Raw genomic sequence first — 21,464 nt, 5'->3', positions numbered from 1 at the left:
GGGCAGGGAGGGAAGGGGGCGCGGCTACGCCTCGATGACGAGCGGCACGAGCATCGGGCGGCGACGCAGGCGGCGGTTCACCCAGGTGCCGACCGTGCGACGCAGCGTCTGCTGCAACGCGTGCGGGTCGTGGACGCCGTGCTGGGCGGCATCCGCCAGCGCAGCCACGATCTTGGGCTTGACGTCCTCGAAGACCGCGTCGTCCTCGGCGAAGCCGCGCGCGTGGATCTCGGGGCCCACGATCACGCGCCCGGTCGAGGCGTCCACGACGACGATGATCGAGATGAACCCCTCCTCGCCGAGGATGCGGCGGTCCTTCAGGTCGGCGTCGGTGATCTCGCCGACCGTCGAACCGTCGACGTACACGAATCCGAGGTCGAGCTGGCCGGCGACGGTGACCTCGCCGTCGCGCAGGTCGAGCACGGTGCCGTTCTCGGCGATGAAGGTGCGCTCGGCGGGGATGCCGGTGTCCTGCGCGAGGCGCGCGTTCGCGACGAGGTGGCGGTACTCGCCGTGGACCGGCAGGACGTTCCTCGGCTGCAGGATGTTGTAGCAGTACAGCAGTTCACCCGCGGCGGCGTGCCCAGAGACGTGCACCTTCGCGTTGCCCTTGTGCACGACGTTCGCGCCGAGCTTGGTGAGTCCGTCGATCACGCGGTAGACCGCGTTCTCGTTGCCCGGGATCAGGCTCGACGCGAGGATCACGGTGTCGCCCTCGCCGACCTCGATCTGGTGGTCGCGGTTGGCCATGCGGCTGAGGACCGCCATCGGCTCGCCCTGCGAGCCCGTCGACATGTAGACGATCTCGTCGTCGGGGATGTCGCCGGCCTTCTTGTAGTCCACGAGCACGCCCTCGGGAACCTTGAGGTAGCCGAGGTCGGCGGCGATGGTCATGTTGCGCACCATCGAGCGCCCGAGCAGTGCGACACGGCGTCCGTTCGCGTGGGCTGCGTCGAGCACCTGCTGTACGCGGTGCACGTGGCTGGAGAAGCTCGCGACGATCACGCGACGCGGCGACCGGGCGATGACCTCGTCGAGCACGGGGCCGATCGCGCGCTCGAGCGGGGTGAAGCCGGGCACGTCGGCGTTCGTCGAGTCGACGAGGAAGAGGTCGACGCCCTCTTCTCCGAGGCGGGCGAACTCGCGCAGGTCGGTCAGGCGCCCGTCGAGCGGGAGCTGGTCCATCTTGAAGTCGCCCGTCGCGAGCACGGTGCCCGCGTCGGTGTGGATCGCGACGGCGAGTGCGTCGGGGATCGAGTGGTTGACCGCGACGAACTCGAGCTCGAACGGCCCGAGTTCCTCGACCTGCCCCTCCTTGACGGTGAGGCTGTAGGGCGCGATGCGGTGCTCCTTGAGCTTGGCCTCGACGAGCGCGAGCGTGAGCGTGGAGCCCACGAGGGGGATGTCGCGTCGCAGGCGCAGCAGGTAGGGCACGGCGCCGATGTGGTCCTCGTGGCCGTGGGTGAGCACGACCGCGACGATGTCGTCGATGCGCTCCTCGAGGAAGCCGAAGTCGGGCAGGATCAGGTCGACGCCGGGCTGGTGCTCCTCGGGGAAGAGCACGCCGCAGTCGACGATCAGCAGCTTGCCGTCGATCTCGAAGCACGTCATGTTGCGGCCGACCTCGCCGAGGCCGCCGATGGGGGTGACCCGCAGCGTTCCGGGCTGGAGCGGCTGGGGGTCGAAGATCTCGTCGGGCATGCGCCCTCCTTACTCTCTCGCAGTGTTCAGTTGGTGCTGTGGCGCGTGCCGCAGCGGATGTCTCGTGGGGCGCGCGTCAGCGCGTGGTGCCGGCCACCTTCGGCAGTGCGCCGCCGGCGGCGGCGTTGCGGTCGGGCCGGAAGTTGTGGAAGTCGACGCCGGGCACGCCCTGGACGAGGTCGAGCTCGTCCTCGATGAGGGCAGCCTCCCATTCCTCGGGGCCGACGAGCGGAAGGCGCACGCGCGGGCTGCCGATCCGGCCGAGTCCGTGGAGGATGTACTTCGACGCGACGGTGCCTGGCACGTGCGTCATCGCGGCTCGCACGAGCGGTTCGAGCCGACGGTGCTCGGCGGTCGCGGCCGCGAGGTCGCCCCGATTGACGGCGTCCACGATGGCGCGGTACGGCGCGGGCGCGATGTTCGCGGTCACGCCGATGAGGCCGGTCGCGCCGATCGAGAGGTGCGGCAGCACGTTGGCGTCGTCGCCCGAGAAGTACATGAGGTCGGTCTGGTTGAGCACGCGGCTCACCTGGCTGAAGTCGCCCTTGGCGTCTTTCACAGCCAGGATGTTCGGGTGCTTGGCCAGGCGCAGGATGGTCTCGTACGCGATGGGCACGCCGGTCCGGCCGGGGATGTCGTAGAGGATCACGGGCAGGTCGGTCGCATCCGCGACGAGGCGGAAGTGCGTGAGGATTCCGGCCTGGGTGGGCTTGTTGTAGTAGGGCGTGACGATCATGATGCCGTCGGCGCCGGCCTTCTCGCTGGCCTTGTAGAGCTCGATGGCGTGCGCGGTCTCGTTCGACCCGCCGCCCGTGATGATCTTCGCGCGGCCCGCGGCGACGTCCTTGCCGACCTCGACGAGGCGCAGCTTCTCGGCATCGGTGAGCGTCGAGGTCTCACCGGTCGTGCCCGTGACCACGATCCCGTCGGCGCCGGCGCTGATGACGTCGTCGATGTGCTTCTCGACGTCGTCCCACGCGACCTCGCCGTCCGCCGTCATGGGCGTGACGAGCGCGACGAGCACCTGACCGAAGGGATTGACTGCACTCACGCCCTACAGGCTATCGCGGCTCGCCCTCCCGCCTCGCCTCCAGCCGCCCGACTCCCCCGTCCTCCCGCCGTCTCACGTGCCGATCGTCGGATGATTCGTGCGGCGCGCCGGGGGAGGTCGGCGCGGCATCCGAATCATCCGACGTACGGCCGACGAAGGTGAAGGTTCCGCTCGACCTTGCCGAGGATCGCGGCCTCGACGACCGGCCAGTCGTGGACGACCATGGCGTAGTCGAAGCGCAGGGTGTCGAAGCCGTGCGCCGCTGCGACCGAATCCCGCACCAGGTCGCGGTGCCGTTTCGACGGTCCGTCGTGGTTGTCGCGCCCGTCGACCTCGAGGATGAGCCGGTCTCCCAGGACGAAGTCGACCCGACCGACCCCGGGGATGCTCACCTGCGACTGCAGCGAGATTCCCAGACGGTTCAGCCGGTGGCGCAGCAGCGACTCGAGTCCGCTGTCGGCATCCGTTCTCGCATCGTCGACGAGTGCCCATGCATGCTTCGGGACCAACGCGCGCAACGCCGCCCGCCCGGGCTCTTCGAGCACGCCGAGCCGCAACGCGGACTCGAGCGCCACGACGAAATCCTCCGCGCCCGCGCAACGCCGCAGATGCGCCAGGGCATGGACCACGGGCACCATACCTCCCCTGGCGGGAGCGTCGGCCCGGTGGGTGACGCACACGCAACCCACGTGCTCGAACATCCGGCCGCGACCGGGGATCGCGACGTGCACGCCGTGCTGCTCGGCGAGCAGCCAGAGACCTGCGAACCGGAGCCGCGGGGCGCAGGTGAGCGCGCCGCCGTGCGCGGCGGCCGCCCTCACTTCGTCGGGGAGGTCCGCGACGGCGTACACCCCCTGGCGCAGTCGCAGCAGGTCGTTCGCCCGCACCGCCCGGTGCATCGTCGAGCGCGACGCACCCGCGCGAAGCAGTTCGGCCCTGCTGGCGATGCCGCCCAGCGCGGCGCATGCGCGAACGGGATCGATGGGCATGACCCACATGCTGCGCGCCGCGCAGCCGTTTCCGCCCACCCCACCTTCCCCCAGTGCGCAACTCCCTCACGCCCGCGCGTGTGGAGGCAGGGTCGGTTGGCCGGTCGTCGGAGGATTCGTTCGACGCGCCGGGACCGGGCGGCGTGTCGGCCCGATCGTCCGACGACCGGTCGACGGGTCAGCGCTCGAGGGTGAGGAAGCGGTAGCGGATGCCGGAGCTCGAGTCGTGCCATCCCTCGACGGGGTCGGACGACACGACCGGCCAGCCCGAGCGGTCGGGTGCGAACGTGTCCCCGTCGACGTCGACGTCGAGTTCGGTGACGACGAGGCGGTCGGCCAGGCCGATCGTGCGCGCGAAGATCTCGGCGCCGCCGATGACCCAGATGCGGCCGTCCGCTGCGGCCGACGCGTGCGAGTTCGCGAGCTCGATCGCCTCGCCGACGGATGCCGCGCGCTCGGCGCCGTCGACGTGCCAGTCGGCCCGGCGCGTCACGACGATGTTCGCCCGGCCCGGCAACGGACGGAACCTCGGCGGGAGCGAGTCCCAGGTTCGCCGGCCCATGATCACGGGCGATCCGGCGGTCGTGCGCTTGAAGTGCGCCAGGTCTTCGGGCACGTGCCAGGGCATGCCGCCGCCCGCGCCGATGACTCCCCCGCGCGCCTCCGCCCAGATGAGTCCGATTCGGCTCACGCCGCCGTCACCGCTCATACCGCGACGGCCGCGCGGATCGCGGGGTGGTGCTCGTATCCGACGACCTCGAAGTCGGCGAACTCGTACTCGTCGATCGACGCGCGCGGGGCCACGCGCAGGGTCGGATACGGGTACGGGTCGCGCTCGAGCTGCGTGCGCACCTGCTCGACGTGGTTGTCGTAGATGTGGCAGTCGCCGCCGGTCCACACGAAGTCGCCGACCTCGAGCCCGGTCTGCTGCGCGATCAGGTGCGTGAGCAGCGCGTACGAGGCGATGTTGAACGGCACGCCGAGGAACAGGTCCGCGCTGCGCTGGTAGAGCTGGCACGAGAGGCGGCCGTCGGCGACATGGAACTGGAACAGCGCATGACACGGCGCGAGCGCCATGTCGGGGATGTCGGCCGGGTTCCAGGCCGACACGACGAGCCGACGCGAGTCGGGGTTGCGGCGGATCTCGTCGATCACCTGAGCGATCTGGTCGACCTGCTCGCCCGACGGGGTAGGCCAGCTGCGCCACTGCACGCCGTAGACCGGGCCGAGCTCGCCCGCGGCATCCGCCCACTCGTCCCAGATGCTCACGCCGCGTTCCTGGAGCCACCGCACGTTCGAATCGCCCCGCAGGAACCACAGCAGCTCGAGCGCGACGGACTTGAAGTGGACGCGCTTGGTCGTGATGAGCGGGAACCCCTGCGCGAGGTCGAAGCGCAGCTGACGGCCGAAGACGCTGCGCGTTCCGGTGCCGGTGCGGTCCGCCTTCGGCGTGCCGTGCTCGAGCACATCGCGGAGGAGGTCTTCGTACGGAGTCGGAATCGCGCTGGCCACGGCCCAAGGCTAACGCCGACGGCGCGGCATCCGCTCGATAGGCTGGGAACCCATTCGACGAGGAGGACCCATGGCACTGACGAGCGAAGCGACCACGGTCTGGACGGGAACCCTCTTCGAGGGTTCGGGCACGACGCGACTCGATTCGTCGAAGGTCGCCGAGTTCGCCGTGAACTGGACGGCACGCGCCGAGGGCGAGGCCGGCACGACCAACCCCGAGGAACTGCTCGGTGCGGCGCACTCGGCCTGCTTCTCGATGGCGCTGTCGAACATCCTCACCAAGGCCGGACACGCACCCGAGAGCATCCAGACGACCGCCGCCGTGACCTTCCAGCCGGGCGAAGGCGTCACGGGCAGCCACCTGCTCGTGAGCGCACGCGTGCCGGGGGTCACCGAGGCGGAGTTCGAGGCGTTCGCCGAGGACGCGAAGGTGAACTGCCCGATCTCGAAGGCCCTCGCCGGCACGACCATCACCATCGAGGCGGAACTCGCGTAGCGGTGCGCGTCCTCGTCGCCGGAGCGTCCGGCTTCATCGGCTCTGCCGTCCGCGAGCGACTCGCCGGCGACGGGCACGACGTGGTGCGGCTCGTCCGGCGACGAGCGCAGTCCGACGACGAGGTGTCGTGGTCGCCCGGTTCGGGGATCATCGACTTCACGATCATGGACCGCGTCGACGCGGTGCTGAACCTCGCGGGCGCCTCACTTCAGCGGCTCCCCTGGACCCGCCGCTACCGAAACGAGATCCTCGAGTCGCGCGTGCGCGCGACCCGAACGCTCGCGGACGCCATGCGCAAGGCGCGAACCCCGCCCGCCGTGTTCCTCAGCGGCTCGGCCGTCGGGTACTACGGCGACCGGCCCGGCGAACTGCTGACGGAGCATTCGAGCGCGGGCACCGGGTTCCTCGCCGAGGTCGTCGCCCGATGGGAGGCCGCGGCGCGCCTGGCCCCCGAGCAGACCCGCACCGTGCTGCTGCGCAGCGGCATCGTCATCGGCCCGGGCGGCGTGATGCGACGGCTCCGACTGCTCTCCACGCTCGGCGTGTCCGGGCGGCTCGGCACGGGCGGCCAGCACTGGCCGTGGATCTCGCTCGACGACGAGGTCGGGGCGATCGTGCGACTGCTCGACTCGCATGCGTCGGGCCCGGTGAACCTGGTCGGGCCGACCCCCGCGACCGCCGACCGCGTCATGGCGGCGCTCGCCGAACGGCTGCATCGGCCCTACGCGATCCCCGTCCCCGAACGGGTCCTCGAGCTCGCCATCGGCCGCGCAGCCGACGACCTGATCCTCTCGAGCCAGAAGGTGCGCCCGCAGCGGCTCATCGACGACGGGTACCGGTTCGCGCACCCGAGCATCGAGTCGGCCCTCGACGCGATGCTCAGTGCTGATCCGGCTCGCCCGAACGGTCCAGCTCGATAGCGCGGCGCACCGCCCGTCGCGCACGCCGGCGGTCGCCTGCGGCGTCGTAGGCGAGCCCGAGCCGGAGCCAGGCGCGCCACGAGTCCGGTTCGGCTTCGACCTCCGCGCGGAACCGCCCGAACGCGGCATCCGCCGCATCGCGATCCGCCCGGCCGCTCGGGCGCGCCGGGATGCCGAGGTCGAGCGCGCCCTCGCCCTCGAGGCGGCGCACGAGACGCTGCGAGCGGATGCCGAACGACAGTTCACGCCAGATCGCCCACACGGCGATGACCGGCAGCACGATGAGGGCGACGCCCATCGCGATCGCGACCGGCTCGCCGGTCTGCACGAACTGGATGGCGCGAGCGCCGACCAGCACCACGTACAGGGCGAGCAGCGCGGTCATGACGATCGCGCCGAGCTTGGCTCCGCTCATGCGGCGGGCGCGTCGAGGAGCGTGTCGAGTCCGAGCAGCGCGTCCAGGCCGACCGTGACGCCGTCCGCGGTCGCAGCCCGGCGCACCGCGAGCAGGATGCCCGCCTCGTACGCCGAGGACGCGATCGTCGAGTGCGTGATCTGCAGGCTCTCCCCCGGACCGCCGAGGAGCACCCGCTGGTCGGCGAGGATGCCGTCCATGCGGAGGCTGTGGATCGGGACACCCGAGACGAGCTGGCCGCGCGCCCGCTGGTCGGCGTGCGGGGCGGCGACGGGGCCGAGGTCGCCGCGGGACGCGGCGACGAGTTCGGCCGTGCGGACCGCGGTGCCCGAGGGCGAGTCCACCTTCCCCGCGTGGTGCGCCTCGACGATCTCGACGGAGTCGAAGTGCCGGGCTGCGATCGCGGCGAACGCCGAGCCGAGCACGCTGCCGACCGAGAAGTTCGGCACGAAGATCACCCCGCGCGGCGACTCCTCGCGGCGGAGCCTCGACTCGACCTCGGCGATGCGCTCGCGCGACCACCCGGACGTGCCGACGACGACCGCGGCACCCGCGGCGATCGCGGCCTCGACGATCGCCGGGCTCGCCGACGGGTGCGTCACGTCGAAGACGACGTCGGCGCCCGCGAGTTCGTCGAGGCTCGACGACGAGTCGAGCCCCGCGTGCAGGTCGAGGTCGTCGGCCTCGTCGATGAGCCGGGTCGCCAAGCGCCCCATCTTCCCGGTCGCGCCAGCGACCGCCACCGTGATCGTCACGGGCTTCACCCTACCCGCCCGTAGGCTGGCGTCATGCTCCGCTTCCGCGACGCCGCCGTGACCGCACCCGACGCGCAGGGGCTGCTCGGCGACTACTTCGCCGAGCGGGCCGCGGGATTCCCGCCCGAGCAGGGTGCGTACCGCCCGACGTGGCCGGATGCCGCGCAGTTCACGCCGCCCGCAGGGCTGTTCGTCGTCATCGAGGACGAGTCCGGGACCGCGGTCGGGTGCGGCGGCATCCGGCGGATCGACCCGTCGACCGACGGGCTCGTGCGGTACGAGGTCAAGCACCTCTGGCTCGCGCCGCCCGCGCGCGGCCGGGGCGGCGGGCGCCGCCTGCTCGAGGAGCTCGAGGCGCGCGCGATCGGGTTCGGCGCCCAGGAGCTCGTGCTCGACACCAACGCGAGCCTCTCCGCGGCCGGCGGGCTGTACGCGTCGAGCGGATACGAGCCCATCGAGCCCTACAACGACAACCCGAACGCCACGAACTGGTACGGCAAGCTCGTGCGGCCGCGCCCGTGAGCGGGCCCGCTCAGATCGCGTAGGGCTCCGGCAGGCCCGTGCGCAGTTCGGGCGGCAGGTGCGCGAGGTCGTTGTGGACGACGAGCGTCCACGGCCGTCCGGGCGCGCGCTGCGTGAGCACCGTCAGCCCGCAGTTCGCCTGGTTGATGGTCGCCCACCGCCATTCGGGCGACCCGAGCACCTCGCGAACGAACCAGCCGATGACGAAGTTGTGCGTGATCAGCAGGTCGTGCCGGTCCTCGCGGTGCGAGCGCAGGAACTCGGCGTTGGCGTCGGCCATCTGCGCTCGCCCGGCCTCGAAGTCGAGTTCGGTGAAGGAGCCGAAGAACGGGGCGTACGCGGCCGGCGTCTCGGGTGCGGGCCCCGAGGGGACGCAGTCGAACAGCAGCGGCGAGGGCTCCGGCGTCAGCGACGGCAGCTTCTCCGCGATGATCCCGGCGGTCTCCGCCGCACGCTGCAGCGGCGAATGGTAGGCGGCGTCGAAGGGGATGCCGCCGAGCCGCTCGGCGAGCAGCTCGGCCTGGCGTCGCCCGCGCGGCGACAGCGGCCCGTCGGGCATGCCGTGCTCGGCGTCGAGCTGTTCGCCGTGTCGGACGAGGTAGAGGTGGTGGGGCACGTTCGGGTCCTGTGGTCGGGCGTCGTCAGGCGACGGGTCGGGCTTCGGGCGAGTCGACGACGGATCGGAACATCCATTCGTCGACGGGGCCGACCGCGGCGAGTGAGAACGGCCTGGCGGCCAGTTCCGTGGCGAGCGCCCGGACGTCGTCGGCGGTGACGCGCCCGACGCGGCGCAACGCCTCGTCGAGGTCGGAGAACTCCCCCAGGGCGAGCTCGGCGCGGCCGAGCCTCGACATGCGCGTGTCGGAGTCCTCGAGCGCGAGCGCGGACGCTCCCCCGAGGTACCCGGTCGCGCGCGCGAGTTCCTCGTCGGTCACGCCGTGGTGGGCGAGACGTTCGAGCTCGGTGCGCATGAGCGCGGCGACGGTCGCGGCGTTCTTCGGCGCGCACCCCGCGTACATGCCGAACACGCCCGCATCCGAGTAGCCGGGCGCGAACGAGTACACCGCGTAGGCGAGCCCGCGCTGCTCGCGGATCTGCTGGAAGAGTCGCGACGACATGCCGCCGCCGAAGATGGTGCTGAGCACGCTGAGCACGCTGCGTCGTTCGTCGGTGGCCACGAGGCCCGGCACGCCGAGCACGAGGTGGGCCTGCTCGCCGGGTCGTTCGACGACGGTCAGCGGTGCGCGCCCCTCGAGGAGCGCGACCTCCGTCGCGCGGCGGTCGACCGGCGGCGCGACCGCCTCGAGGTCCCAGCCTGCGGCGACGAGCGCGGCGGACAGGCCGGCGACGAGTTCGTCGTGGTCGACGGCGCCCGCGGCCGTCACGACGAGGTCGGGCGCCCGGTAGCACGCACGGTAGTGCTCCCGGACCGCGTCGCGGGTGGCGGCGCCGATCGTGTGGGCGTCGCCGCCGATGGGGCGCGCGAGCGGGTGCGAGCCGAGCACCGCCTCGAAGAAGCGTTCGTTCGCGACATCCGCCGGGTCGTCGCCGGCCATCGCGAGTTCCTCGAGGATGACCCCGCGCTCGGACTCGAAGTCGTCGACGTCGAGCACCGACGAGGTGAACATGTCTGCGAGCACGTCGACGGCCATGGGCAGGTCGCGGTCCTGCACCTTGGCGTAGTAGCACGTGTACTCCTTCGCCGTCACGGCGTTGTGCTCGCCGCCGACCGCGTCGACGGCGACCGCGATGTCGAGGGCGCTGCGCGTGCCGGTGCCCTTGAACAGGAGGTGCTCGAGGAAGTGCGTCGAACCGAAGGTCGCGGGGTGGCCGCTGTCTGCGGGGTGCTCGTCTCGCGAGCCGACCGCGACCCAGAAGCCGATGGTCGCGCTCCGGCTTCCGGGCACCTGCTCGGTGAGCACGCGGATGCCGGACGGGAGCACGGTCCTGCGAACGAGCGTGTCGCCTGCGGCGCGGAAGGTGAGGTCGGGCTCACCGAGCTGGAGGTCGACGGCGCCGTTCACCCGTCCAGCCTATGCCACGCTCCGGACGCCGACGTCTCGCGTGTCAGGCCGAGGCGCGGTCGAGTTCGACGAGTTCGGAGCGCTGGAGTCGGAGCGAACTCGCGGCGAGCAGCGCATCGACCTGCTCCGGCCGGCTGACGCTCGCGACGGGGGCCGCTACCGTGGGTCGGGCCAGCAGCCACGCGATCGCGACGGTCGCGGGCGTGGCGCGGTGGGCCGCCGCGACCTCGTCGAGCGCCCGGAGCACGCGCGATCCGCGCCGGCCCAGGTGCGCCGTGCGCCGTGCGCCGTGCGCGTCGCGGGACGCGTCGGTGCGACGACGGATGCCTCCGGCGAGGAACCCGTTCGCGAGCGCCGAGGACGGCAGGACGGGCAGTGCCTGCGCGTGGGCGACCAGTTCGGTGGCTCCCTCGAAGCCGCGACGCTGCATGAGGTTGTACGGCGTCGTGATCGCCCTGAACCGCGGGAGCCCGTTGGCCGCGAGGACGCGGGCCTCGATGAGCCGTTCGGGGCTGAAGTGGGAGGCGCCGAGGGCGAGCACCTTGCCGGAACGCACGAGGGCGTCGACGGCGCCGAGGCTCTCCTCGAGCGGGGTGTCGGGGTCCTCCCCGTGGAAGCAGAGCAGGTCGATCCGGTCGGTCGCCAGGCGCGTCAGCGACGCATCGACCGACGCGGCGATGGCCGCAGGAGACAGTCCCGGCCGTTGCGGGTCGCGACCGACCTCGGTGATCACGTGGACGCGGTCGCGGGTGCCGCGCTCGTGCATCCAGGAGCCGATGAGGCGCTCGCTCCCGCCATCGGCATCGTCGCCGATCGCGGTGATCAGGTTGCCGCCGAGCGCGACGAAGCGATCCAGGATCGCGTCGCCGTCGCCGTCGCCGAGCGCCCGGCCCAGCCCGCTCCCGCCGAGCGCGAGCGGGTGGATCTCGAAACCGGTGTCGCCGAGCGGTTCGCGACGTGGAACCGCGATCGGTCCCGAGACGGCGTTGCTGTCGATCGCCTCGTGCGCGTCGTGGCGCGGCATCCGCGTCGCCGCCGCGTCCTCGACGCGGCGTGCCCCCTGCAGTACGTGTCGTGCCACGCGTGTCCTCCTCCCCAGGATTGCCTTCGACGCTAGGTGATGGACGAACGCGCCGTCGGGCCTGACGGTGAAGCGTTACTGAATCGTTTGTGAACCCGAGGAGACGAACGCCCCGTGCGCCGCGGTCCGGCGACCGGCTGGATCGGACTCGGGAGCTACCGGCCGACCTTGCCGAACACTCCCGCGATCGGCGCGAGCACCGACGGCCGGGCGGCGAACCACGCGGCCGCGATGACGACGATCGAGGCGACGAAGATCCAGAAGCCCAGCCAGCCGTCGGCGTCCTGCGCCGCGTACATGTGGTTGAGGTTGCGCAGCGCCCCGGTCAGGAACACGAGTGCCACGTGCACGACGATGAACGCGACGAAGTACAGCATGACCGGGAAGTGCACGGCGCGAGCCCACTCGACCGGGTAGAGGCGGCTCAGCGTCGCGGCGCGCTTCGGCCACAGCCCCGACATCCGCACCCCGGTGATCGCGGCGAGCGGCGCGGCGATGAAGATCGTCGCGAAGTACGCCAGCACCTGGAGGCTGTTGTAGTTGACCCAGCCGTTCTCGAGCGGCCAGTCGAGCGAGAGGTACTGCAGCCCCGCGGAGACCGCGTTCGGAAGGACCTCCCAACTGGTCGGCACGACGCGCATCCACTGGCCCGTCGCGAACAGGAGCACGATGAAGACGAGTCCGTTCACGAGCCACAGGATGTCGAGCGACTGGTGGAACCACAGGGTGAGGCTGATCCTCCCCTGGCCGCCCTTCGCCCAGCGCGGCGTCCAGGACGCCGGCGGGCGCCGCTCGGTGCGCACCTGCAGGCCCGATCGGATGATCAGCACGATGAGGAAGACGTTGAAGAAGTGCTGCCAGCCGAGCCAGGCCGGTAGGCCGACGGGCGCACCGTCGGGCAGGTGCGTCTCGCCGGGGTAGGTCGCAAGGAAGTCCTGCATGAACTCGAGCCCGAGGAACCACCTCGTGAGCTGGACGACGATGGTCGCGGCACCGATGATCGCGAGGATGCCGACGACGGATGCGCCGGCCCACTGCCTGACGGTCATCGGGCCGCGCAGCATCGGACCCGGCTGCGCGGGCGCGTCGGGGGCCGGGGCCGCCGCGGCTGCCGGGGGTGCCGCGGTCGGTGCGGATGCCACGGCTGCCGCGGCTGCTGCCCGGGCCGGGTCTTCTGGGGCCGATACCGCAGGCGCGGTGGCGGCCTTCGTCGGTGCAGCGGCTGCCGCCGCGGGCGCGGGAGCGTCGGGAGCGGATGCCGCGGGCACGGAGGTCGCCGTCGCAGGAGGCGCGGTGGTTCGAGCGACCGGCGTCGGCGGGGTCGACGCCGGAGCGTCCCCGGGTGCCGGCCACGGCTCTCCCCCGGCGACTCGAGGGAGCCCGCGGCGAAGCCCGGTGCCGATCGCCGCAGCGGCCCCGCCCGCGGCATCCGCGGAACGCGGCTCGGACACGGCATCGACGGATGCGGCCGGCGACGATGCGGTCGGCGACGACGTGGCCGGTGGCGGTGCGGCCGCGGCATCCCTCGCCTCGGCGATCGCACCATCGGGCGCCTGGCCGGGCTCGGGCCACGGCGCCCCTCCGCGCACCCGCGGCAGGCCGCTTCGGAGCCGGCGACCCGATGGCGCGGCGGGCGGCGTCGCCGCCGCTGCTGCCGCCGGTTCCGGGGCCGCCTGCGGCGTCACGGCCTGCGCCGTCGCCTGCGCATCCGGCACCTGCGCATCCGGCACCTGCGCGTCCGGCACCTGCGCGGCCGGTGCCGCCGCGTCCGGGGGCCAGGGCTCACCGCCGCGGCTCCGTGGCAGTCCCCTGCGCAGGTTGCGAACTTCGGTCACGCGTCAGCGCTTCCGCTCGGCGAGCGCGCTGATCAGCTGCGGCACGACGGTGAAGACGTCGCCGACGACGCCGAAGTCGGCGACCTCGAAGATCGGGGCGTCAGGGTCCTTGTTGACGGCGACGATGTTCTTGGCCGTCTGCATTCCCGCTTTGTGCTGGATCGCTCCGGAGATGCCGAGGGCGATGTAGAGCTGCGGGGAGACCGAGACGCCGGTCTGCCCGACCTGGTGGTTCGCCGGGACGTAGCCGGCGTCGACCGCCGCACGGGAGGCGCCGACGGCGGCGCCGAGCGCGTCGGCGAGTTCCTCGACGAGCGCGAACTGCTCGGCCGAGCCGAGGCCGCGACCACCGGACACGACCCGCTTCGCGCCGCGCAGTTCGGGGCGGCTCGAGGACTCGGTCACGGGCTCGACCGACTCGATCGCGGCCGACGACGCACCCGAGGCCGCTACCTCGAGCGATTCGAGCACGACGGGTCGTGCCTCGGCCCGCGCATCGATGGCGCCCTGCCGCACGGTCACGAGGAGCGGCCCGAACGTGGCGGCCGAGGCGAGCGTGTAGGCGCCCCCGTACACGGAGTGGTGCGCCACCACGCCCTCGTCGTCGCGCGAGAGGCCGACCGCGTCCACCGCGATCGGCGCACCCGAGCGGGCGGCGAAGCGGCCCGCGATGTCGCGGCCGTCGACCGACTCGGATATGAGTACCGCGTTTGGCGCGACGGCCGCGGCAGCCGCGGCGAGCGCATCGACGTGCGGGACCGTGAGCTCGGACTGCGCCGCAGGCGTCTCGACGGCGAGCACGCGTTCGGCACCGAGCGCCGCGGCCTGTTCGGCGAGCGCCTGCGCCCCGCCGGGGGCGGTGACGACGAGGGCGACGGGCGTGCCGATGCCGGATGCGGCCGCGAGGAGGCCGGCCGCGCTGGCGGCGAGGTCGCCGTTCGGCGTCGTCTCGAGGACGACGAGGATCTGGTCTGCGGGGTGGTCGCTCATGGTCGTCCTCTCACACCAGCCGGTTCTCGATGAGGAACTCGGCGATCCGCGTGCCGCCGTCGCCCTCGTCGGTGATCTTGGTCCCCGCCGTGCGCGGTGGCCGCTCGGCGATGGCGGTCATGATCGACCAGGCTGCGGACAGGTCCGCCGGCTCGATGCCGAGGTCGGCGGCCGCGAGCGTCTCGAACGGCTTCTTCTTCGCGGCCATGATGCCCTTGAAGTTCGGGAATCGGGCGTCGGGAAGGGCCTCGGTGATCGAGATCACGGCCGGCAGCTGCGCGCTCACGCGCATGGTGCCGCCGTCGACGTCGCGCGTTCCCGACACCGAGCCGTCGGTGATCTCGACGGACGTGAGCGCGGTCGCGTTCGGGACCTCGAGCAGCTCCGCGAGCATGGCGGGGAGCACGCCGCCGCTGCCGTCGGTCGAGAGGTTGCCCGTGATGACGAGGTCGAACCCGGTGCGTCGGATCGCAGCGGCGAGGGCGCGCGCGGTCAATCCCAGGTCTGCGGCGGCCAGGCCGGGGTCGGCGATGTGCACGGCCGAGGCTGCGCCCATCGCCAGGCCCTTGCGGATCGTCGCAGCGGCGCTCTCGGGCGCCATCGACATGACGACCACCTCGGTGCCCTCGTGCGCGTCGGCGTGGGCGAGGGCCACCTCGAGCGCGCGCTCGCCGATCTCGTCGAGGACGGCCTCGCTCGCGGCGCGATCCGCGAGCCCCGTCTCGAGGTCGAGTCGGCGCTCCCCGTAGGTGTCGGGGACCTCCTTCACGAGGACGACGATCTTCATCAGCGCTCAGTCCCTTTCTCCGACGATCCACGGGCGTGCGCCCGCCGCACGACCGACTCTGCCTGACGCAGGAGCGGTGCGTCCACCATCTGCCCGCGGAAGGCGAACACGCCGTCGAGTTCGCGCACGGCCGCCTCGGCGAGCAGCGACTGCGCCCACTCGAGCCGTTCGGGGCCCGGCGCGTACGCCGACCGGACGATCTCGACCTGGCCCGGGTGCACGCACGCCGTGGCGGCGAAGCCGAGCGCGGCCGCGTCCTCGGCCTCGGCGCGGAGGCCGTCCCCGTCGGCGAGGTCGAGGTGCACCGCGTCGATCGCCGCCACGCCGTGCGCGCCGGCCGACAGCAGCACCTGGGACCTGGCGTGCCGCGCGACGTCGCGGTAGCGACCGTCGGCGGTCCGGCTGGAGCCGCCGCCGAGCGAGGCGACGAGGTCCTCCGCGCCCCACATGAGCGCGGAGACGATCGGGACCGACGCGATGTCGGGCGCGGCGAGCACGCCGCGTGCGGTCTCGCACAGCGCGATCACCTCGAAGTCCTCGAGCGCGACCAGGTCGGCGGTGCCCTCGCACTTGGCGAGCATGACCGTGCGGTACGCGGTGCGCCGGAGCGCCGCGAGGTCGTCGGCGAGATGGGGTGTGGATGCCGGGTTCAGCCGCACCACGACGCGTGCCGGGTCGATCGGGTTCGCCACGAGGGACTCGCGAGCCGCCGGCTTCGCGGACTCGGCCACGGCGTCCTCGAGGTCGAGGATCACGGCGTCGGCGCGCTCAGCCGCCTTGGCGTACCGGTCGGGCCGGTCGGCAGGGCAGAACAGCAGCGCGGGGCCGAACCGGAACGGCGGGTGCGTCATCCGCTCACCTCGCCATCGGCGCGAGACCGGCGTTCGCCCGCCTCGCGGGTCCACACGAGCATCGTGCGCGACGCCGTCGCGACCACCTCGTCGTCCTGGTTGCGCGCGGTGTGGCCGAGCACGACGATGCCCTCGCCGGGACGCGACGACGACAGCCGCTTCGACTCGACGACGCTCTCGCCGTAGAGGGTGTCGCCCACGAAGACGGGGTTCGGGAACGCGACCGCCCCGAAGCCGAGGTTGGCGACGAGCGTGCCCTGCGTGAGCTGCCCCACGGACTGGCCGACGAGCGTCGACAAGGTGAAGAGCGAGTTCACCAGGACCCGGCCGAACGGCTGACGTGCCGACCACGCCGCATCGAGGTGCAGCGGCTGCGGGTTCATGGTGAGCGTCGTGAACAGGACGTTGTCGGCCTCCGTGACCGTGCGCCCGGGGCGGTGCAGGTACCGCACGCCCTCCTCGAACTCCTCGAACCAGAGCCCGCGCTGCACGACGTCGCGCATCGCGCCATCCGTCATGGCATCCTCCTCACCGGCGGCCGCGCCGCCCTACGCCGCCAGCCCGAGCTCGCGCGCGATGACCATGAGCTGCACCTCGTTCGTGCCCTCGCCGATCTCCAGGATCTTCGAGTCACGGTAGTGCCTGGCCACGGTCGTCTCGTTCATGAACCCCATGCCGCCGAAGATCTGCGTCGCGTCGCGGGCGTTCAGCATCGCGGCGTCGCTCGAGACGAGCTTCGCGATCGCGGCCTCCTTCTTGAACGGCAGCCCCGCGTCGGCACGGCGCGCCGCGTCGTGCCATGCCAGGCGCGCGGTGTGCACGCGGGCCTGCATGCCGGCGATGGTGAACGCGATGTACTGGTGGCTCGCGATGGGCACGCCGAACACGTTCCGGGTCTTCGCGTAGGCCACGGCCTCGTCGAGGCACCCCTGCGCCGCGCCGGTCGCGAGGGCGGCGATCGCGATGCGGCCCTCGTCGAGCGCCTGGAGGAAGTTGGCGAAGCCCCGCCCGCGCTCCCCGAGCAGGTTCGCAGCCGGGACGCGGACGTCGTCGAAGGTGAGCGGGTGGGTGTCGGAGGCACGCCATCCGGACTTGTCGTAGCCCGGACCGACGGTGAAACCGGGGGTGCCGTTCGGCACGATGATCGTCGAGAGCTCCTTCGAGGTGGAGCCATCCGGGCGCGTGCGCTCGCCCGTGACCGCCGTGACCGTGACGAACCTCGTGATCGGCGTGCCCGAGTTGGTGATGAACTGCTTCGAGCCGTTCACGACCCACTCGTCGCCGTCGAGCACGGCCGTCGTGCGCGTCGCGCCCGCGTCGGAGCCTGCTTCGGGCTCGGTGAGGCCGAACCCGCCCAGGGCACGGCCGGCCGTGAGGTCGGGCAGGTACTCGGCCTTCTGCTCGTCGGTGCCGTGACGGTAGATCGGCATGGCCCCGAGGCCGACGCCGGCCTCGAGCGTGATCGCGATCGACTGGTCGACGCGCGCGAGCGCCTCGATCGCGAGGCACAGCGCCAGGTAGTCGCCGCCCTGGCCGCCGACCTCCTCGGGGAACGGCAGGCCGAACAGGCCCAGCTCGCCCATCTGCGCCACGACGTCCATCGAGAGCTCGTGCGTGCGGTCGGCCTCGTAGGCCTGCGGGGCGACGACGGTGTCGGCGAACTCGCAGACCATGTCGTACAGCTGCTGTTCCTCGTCGGTCAGGTCGTGCATGGTGCTCCTCATTCCTCGTGGGATGCGTTCGGGACGGCGGCGTCGTGGGCGCCGGCCCGCGGTCGGTTCTCGGATGTCGCGGGGCCGGTGCCGGCGGCGTCGGCGGCGTCAGCGACGTCAGCGGCGTCGGGCGCGGGCTCGACGCGCGCGACGACCTGGTCGCGGGCGACCTGGTCGCCCACGGCGACGCGGATGCGGGCGAGCCCGGCGACGGTCGCGGTCACGCGGTGCTCCATCTTCATCGCCTCGATCGCGAGCACGGGTGCTCCGGCCTCGACCCGGTCGCCGTCGGCGACGAGGATCGTCGTGACGCTGCCGGGCATGGGCGCGCGCAGGTCGGGATCGGCACTGCCGCCGCGCTCGAGCAGGGCGAGGCGAGCCTCGAGCGCCGCCCGGCGGTCCGGCCGCGGGAAGGCCGCGGTGCGGCCGTCGGCATGCACCCAGACGGTGCCGTCGGGTGCGGTCGCGACGACGGCGTCGCCCGCAGCGGATGCCGCGGCATCCGTCTCGCCATCGCGCTCGCCGCCGATCCGCCAGCCGCGCTCGCGCGCCCAGGCGTGCCCGCCGTCGGCCGCTGCGCGCGCCATGCGCTCGCGTTCGGCGTGCGCCGCGCCCGCGAGCGGGTCGGCCGGGGCATCCGCTGCCGCCGAGCCAGGCGCGCTCGCCGCTGCCGCCGGCAGCCGGTCGATCAGCCCGGTGTCGAGCCGTCCGGCGCGCACGTCGGGGTGCGCGAGCAGGGTCCGGAGGAACGCGACGTTCGTCTCGACGCCGAGCAGCACGGTGTCGGCGAGCGCCGCGTCGAGCCGGTCGACCGCCTCCGCCCGATCGGCGCCGTGCGCGATGACCTTGGCGATCATCGGGTCGTAGTCCGCGGTGATCCGCTGCTGCTCGCTGATGCCCGCGTCGACGCGCACGCCCTCGCCCGTCGGCGCACGCCAGGCGAGCACGTCGCCGGTCGACGGCAGGAACCCGCGCTCGGGGCTCTCGGCGTAGACGCGCGCCTCGATCGCGTGGCCGGTCATCCGCACGTCGTCCTGCGCGATCGCGAGCGGCTCGCCCGCCGCGATGCGCAGCTGCTGCTCGACGAGGTCGACGCCGGTGACGAGCTCGGTGACCGGATGCTCGACCTGCAGCCGGGTGTTCATCTCGATGAAGAAGAACTCGTCGGGCGCGGCATCCGAGACGAGGAACTCGACCGTGCCCGCGCCGAGGTACTCGACGCTGCGAGCGGCCTCGCATGCGGCCGCGCCGATGCGCGCGCGCGTCGCGGTGTCGAGCAACGGCGAGGGCGCCTCCTCGACGACCTTCTGGTGGCGGCGCTGCAGCGAGCACTCGCGCTCGCCGAGGTGGATGACGGTGCCGTGCGCGTCGGCGAGGACCTGCACCTCGATGTGGCGCGGGCGCTCGATGAAGCGCTCGAGCAGGAGCGTGTCGTCGCCGAACGCGGCACGGGCGACGCGGCGCGCGGCGGGCAGTGCCTGCTCGAGCTCCGCCTGGTCGCGCGCGACCTGCATGCCCTTGCCGCCGCCGCCCGCGGAGGGCTTGACGAGGATCGGGAAGCCGATCCCGGGCGCCGCCGCGGCGAGGGTCACGTCGGTCGCGTCGGGTTCGCTGACGCCGGGCACGACGGGCACGCCGGATGCCTCGACGTGCCGCTTGGCGCGGATCTTGTCGCCCATGACCTCGAGGGCCAGCGCTCCGGGCCCGACGAACACGATGCCGGCCTCGGCGCACGCACGGCCGAATGCCGCGTTCTCGCTGAGGAAGCCGTAGCCGGGGTGGATCGCCTGCGCGCCCGTCTCGAGCGCGGCGCGCACGATGCGCGCAGGGTCGAGGTAGCTCTCGGACGCCGCGGCCGGGCCGATCCGGACGGCCTCGTCGGCGAGCGCGACGTGGGGCGCGCCGGCGTCGGCGTCGGAGTACACCGCGATCGAGCGGATGCCGAGTCGCTTGAGGGTGCGGATGACGCGCACCGCGATCTCGCCGCGGTTGGCCACCAGGACACGTTCGAACATTCCCATCACATCCTGAACAGGCCGAAGCGGGGCTCGGGCAGCGGGGTGCGGCTCGCGAGCTCGAGGGCGAGGGCGAGCACCGTGCGGGTGTCGCCGGGCGCGATGACGCCGTCGTCCCACAGCCGCGAGGTCGAGTGGTAAGGGCTGCCCTGCGCCTCGTACTGCTCGCGCACGGGCGCCTTGAACGCCTCCTCGTCCTCGGCGGACCACTGCTCGCCGCGCACGGCCAGCTGGTCGCGCTTGACCGTCGAGAGCACGGATGCCGCCTGCTCGCCGCCCATCACGGAGATGCGCGCGTTCGGCCACATCCAGAGGAAGCGCGGCGAGTACGCCCGGCCGCACATCGAGTAGTTGCCGGCGCCGAACGAGCCGCCTATGACGACCGTGAACTTCGGCACCCGGGTCGTGGCGACGGCGGTGACCATCTTGGCGCCGTGCTTGGCGATGCCGCCCGCCTCGGCGTCGCGGCCGACCATGAAGCCGGAGATGTTCTGGAGGAACACGAGCGGGATGCCGCGCTGGTCGCAGAGCTCGATGAAGTGCGCGCCCTTCATGGCGGACTCGCTGAAGAGCACGCCGTTGTTCGCGACGATGCCGACGGGGTGCCCGTCGATCCAGGCGAAGCCGGTGACGAGCGTGTCGCCGTACTCGCGCTTGAACTCGTGGAACTCGCTGCCGTCGACGAGGCGCGCGATGACCTCGCGCACGTCGTAGGGCTGCTGCACGTCGACGGGGACGGCCGCGGTGAGGCTCGCGGGGTCGACCGCGGGTTCGCGCGGCTCGCGCACGGCCCACGCCCGCTCGGGCGGGGCGGGAAGGGTCGTGAGGATGTCGCGGACGATCTCGAGTGCGTGCTCGTCGTCTTCCGCGAGGTGGTCGGTGACGCCGGAGGTGCGGGCGTGCAGCTCGCCGCCGCCGAGCTCCTCGGGCGTGACGACCTCGCCGATCGCGGCCTTCACCAGCGGCGGGCCGCCGAGGAAGATCGTGCCCTGGTCGCGCACGATCACGGTCTCGTCGCTCATCGCCGGGACGTAGGCGCCGCCGGCGGTGCACGAGCCCATGACGGCGGCGACCTGCGGGATGCGCCGCGCCGAGAGGTTCGCCTGGTTGTAGAAGATGCGGCCGAAGTGGTCGCGGTCGGGGAACACCTCGTCCTGCTTGGGCAGGAACGCGCCGCCCGAGTCGACGAGGTAGATGCACGGGAGCCGGTTCTCGAGGGCGACCTCTTGAGCGCGGAGGTGCTTCTTCACCGTCATCGGGTAGTAGGTGCCGCCCTTGACGGTCGCGTCGTTGCAGACCACCATGACCGGCCGGCCGTGCACGAGGCCGACACCCGCGATGACCCCCGCGGCGGGCGTGTCGTCGTCGTAGAGGTCGCCCGCGGCGAGGGGGCTGAGCTCGAGGAACGGGCTGCCCTCGTCGAGCAGGCGCCGGACCCGGTCGCGCGGCAGCAGCTTGCCGCGCGCGACGTGGCGCTCGCGTGAGCCCTCCGGCCCGCCGAGCGCTGCGGTCGCGAGCTTCTCGCGCAGTTCGTCGGCCAGCACGGCATGGGCGTCGGCGTTGGCGCGCGCGGCGTCGGACGCCGCATCGATCGCGCTCGTGATGGTGTGCATCCGCTCCCGTTCCGCCTCTCCGTCGTGGCGTTCAGGCGAGCGCTTCGGTGAACGCTCGCTAACCGGGATTCATGTTAGCGAGCATTCACCGAGTTCCGCAAGCACCGATGGGCACGACCGGGCGAAGCCTTGCCGTGGGCGCGGAGGTCGGTTAGTGTTCATTCACCGAATGACCCGCGGGATCCCCCGGAGGCA

At 72.5% G+C, this 21,464-nt stretch carries 21 protein-coding genes; 3 read left to right on the top strand and 18 right to left on the bottom strand.

Going from position 1 to position 21,464, the window contains the following annotated elements:
- Positions 1-24: 24 nt before the first annotated feature.
- The 5 genes from DSM26151_RS05930 to DSM26151_RS05910 all read right to left on the bottom strand — a co-directional run bounded on the left by DSM26151_RS05930 (position 25) and on the right by DSM26151_RS05910 (position 5,253).
- Positions 25-1,701: a ribonuclease J gene (locus DSM26151_RS05930; RefSeq protein ID WP_234661491.1), complete on the bottom strand. Its 1,677-nt coding sequence runs from the start codon at positions 1,699-1,701 to the stop codon at positions 25-27.
- 76 nt (positions 1,702-1,777) lie between these two features.
- Positions 1,778-2,701, bottom strand: coding sequence for a 4-hydroxy-tetrahydrodipicolinate synthase (gene dapA, locus DSM26151_RS05925; RefSeq protein WP_234661810.1), 924 nt, complete (start codon positions 2,699-2,701; stop codon positions 1,778-1,780).
- Positions 2,702-2,886: 185 nt separating this feature from the next.
- Complete coding sequence (locus DSM26151_RS05920) at positions 2,887-3,741, bottom strand: type IV toxin-antitoxin system AbiEi family antitoxin domain-containing protein (protein WP_234661490.1); 855 nt, start codon at positions 3,739-3,741, stop codon at positions 2,887-2,889.
- Positions 3,742-3,919: 178 nt separating this feature from the next.
- On the bottom strand, positions 3,920-4,432 hold the full coding sequence (locus DSM26151_RS05915) for a dihydrofolate reductase (RefSeq protein ID WP_234661489.1): 513 nt from the start codon (positions 4,430-4,432) through the stop codon (positions 3,920-3,922).
- Positions 4,433-4,446: 14 nt separating this feature from the next.
- Positions 4,447-5,253, bottom strand: a complete 807-nt coding sequence (locus DSM26151_RS05910) for a thymidylate synthase (RefSeq protein WP_234661488.1) — start codon at positions 5,251-5,253, stop codon at positions 4,447-4,449.
- 70 nt (positions 5,254-5,323) lie between these two features.
- Here DSM26151_RS05910 and DSM26151_RS05905 point away from each other — a divergent pair, with 70 nt between their 5' ends.
- Both DSM26151_RS05905 and DSM26151_RS05900 read left to right on the top strand, forming a co-directional pair.
- Positions 5,324-5,749: an OsmC family peroxiredoxin gene (locus DSM26151_RS05905; RefSeq protein WP_234661487.1), complete on the top strand. Its 426-nt coding sequence runs from the start codon at positions 5,324-5,326 to the stop codon at positions 5,747-5,749.
- A 2-nt stretch (positions 5,750-5,751) separates the two neighbouring features.
- Positions 5,752-6,669 (top strand): TIGR01777 family oxidoreductase, encoded by a 918-nt coding sequence (locus DSM26151_RS05900; protein ID WP_234661486.1) that lies wholly within the window; start codon positions 5,752-5,754, stop codon positions 6,667-6,669.
- On the opposite strand, the gene DSM26151_RS05895 is transcribed toward DSM26151_RS05900, so the two are convergent.
- Positions 6,629-7,084 (bottom strand): hypothetical protein, encoded by a 456-nt coding sequence (locus DSM26151_RS05895; protein ID WP_234661485.1) that lies wholly within the window; start codon positions 7,082-7,084, stop codon positions 6,629-6,631. The two genes, DSM26151_RS05900 and DSM26151_RS05895, sit on opposite strands and share 41 nt — an antisense overlap.
- Positions 7,081-7,839, bottom strand: coding sequence for a 4-hydroxy-tetrahydrodipicolinate reductase (gene dapB, locus DSM26151_RS05890; protein ID WP_234661484.1), 759 nt, complete (start codon positions 7,837-7,839; stop codon positions 7,081-7,083). The genes DSM26151_RS05895 and dapB overlap by 4 nt, the downstream gene beginning before the upstream one ends.
- A 33-nt stretch (positions 7,840-7,872) precedes the next feature.
- Here dapB and DSM26151_RS05885 point away from each other — a divergent pair, with 33 nt between their 5' ends.
- Positions 7,873-8,361 (top strand): GNAT family N-acetyltransferase, encoded by a 489-nt coding sequence (locus DSM26151_RS05885; RefSeq protein WP_234661483.1) that lies wholly within the window; start codon positions 7,873-7,875, stop codon positions 8,359-8,361.
- Between the two features lie 10 nt (positions 8,362-8,371).
- On the opposite strand, the gene DSM26151_RS05880 is transcribed toward DSM26151_RS05885, so the two are convergent.
- From DSM26151_RS05880 to DSM26151_RS05830, 11 genes are all read right to left on the bottom strand, one after another.
- A complete protein-coding gene (locus DSM26151_RS05880) occupies positions 8,372-8,977 on the bottom strand; it encodes a histidine phosphatase family protein (protein ID WP_234661482.1) in 606 nt (201 codons plus the stop codon).
- A 25-nt stretch (positions 8,978-9,002) separates the two neighbouring features.
- Positions 9,003-10,385, bottom strand: a complete 1,383-nt coding sequence (locus DSM26151_RS05875) for a M16 family metallopeptidase (protein WP_234661481.1) — start codon at positions 10,383-10,385, stop codon at positions 9,003-9,005.
- Positions 10,386-10,428: 43 nt separating this feature from the next.
- On the bottom strand, positions 10,429-11,466 hold the full coding sequence (locus tag DSM26151_RS05870) for an aldo/keto reductase (RefSeq protein ID WP_234661480.1): 1,038 nt from the start codon (positions 11,464-11,466) through the stop codon (positions 10,429-10,431).
- Between the two features lie 155 nt (positions 11,467-11,621).
- On the bottom strand, positions 11,622-13,301 hold the full coding sequence (locus DSM26151_RS05865) for a cytochrome b/b6 domain-containing protein (RefSeq protein ID WP_234661479.1): 1,680 nt from the start codon (positions 13,299-13,301) through the stop codon (positions 11,622-11,624).
- Positions 13,302-13,304: 3 nt separating this feature from the next.
- Complete coding sequence (locus tag DSM26151_RS05860) at positions 13,305-14,291, bottom strand: electron transfer flavoprotein subunit alpha/FixB family protein (protein WP_234661478.1); 987 nt, start codon at positions 14,289-14,291, stop codon at positions 13,305-13,307.
- A 10-nt stretch (positions 14,292-14,301) separates the two neighbouring features.
- Positions 14,302-15,078, bottom strand: coding sequence for an electron transfer flavoprotein subunit beta/FixA family protein (locus tag DSM26151_RS05855; protein ID WP_234661477.1), 777 nt, complete (start codon positions 15,076-15,078; stop codon positions 14,302-14,304).
- Positions 15,078-15,929 (bottom strand): HpcH/HpaI aldolase/citrate lyase family protein, encoded by an 852-nt coding sequence (locus DSM26151_RS05850; protein WP_234661476.1) that lies wholly within the window; start codon positions 15,927-15,929, stop codon positions 15,078-15,080. The genes DSM26151_RS05855 and DSM26151_RS05850 overlap by 1 nt, the downstream gene beginning before the upstream one ends.
- Positions 15,926-16,447 (bottom strand): MaoC family dehydratase, encoded by a 522-nt coding sequence (locus DSM26151_RS05845; RefSeq protein WP_234661475.1) that lies wholly within the window; start codon positions 16,445-16,447, stop codon positions 15,926-15,928. Before DSM26151_RS05845 ends, DSM26151_RS05850 begins: the two co-directional genes overlap by 4 nt.
- A 30-nt stretch (positions 16,448-16,477) precedes the next feature.
- Complete coding sequence (locus tag DSM26151_RS05840) at positions 16,478-17,641, bottom strand: acyl-CoA dehydrogenase family protein (RefSeq protein WP_234661474.1); 1,164 nt, start codon at positions 17,639-17,641, stop codon at positions 16,478-16,480.
- Between the two features lie 8 nt (positions 17,642-17,649).
- Complete coding sequence (locus tag DSM26151_RS05835; RefSeq protein WP_234661473.1) at positions 17,650-19,656, bottom strand: acetyl/propionyl/methylcrotonyl-CoA carboxylase subunit alpha; 2,007 nt, start codon at positions 19,654-19,656, stop codon at positions 17,650-17,652.
- 5 nt (positions 19,657-19,661) lie between these two features.
- Complete coding sequence (locus DSM26151_RS05830) at positions 19,662-21,269, bottom strand: carboxyl transferase domain-containing protein (protein ID WP_234661472.1); 1,608 nt, start codon at positions 21,267-21,269, stop codon at positions 19,662-19,664.
- Positions 21,270-21,464: the final 195 nt, after the last annotated feature.

It is taken from the genome of Agromyces marinus, assembly GCF_021442325.1.
Taxonomy (GTDB): domain Bacteria; phylum Actinomycetota; class Actinomycetes; order Actinomycetales; family Microbacteriaceae; genus Agromyces; species Agromyces marinus.
The sequence above is the reverse complement of the archived record's forward strand: the minus strand, read 5'-3'. Positions and strand labels throughout refer to the sequence as shown.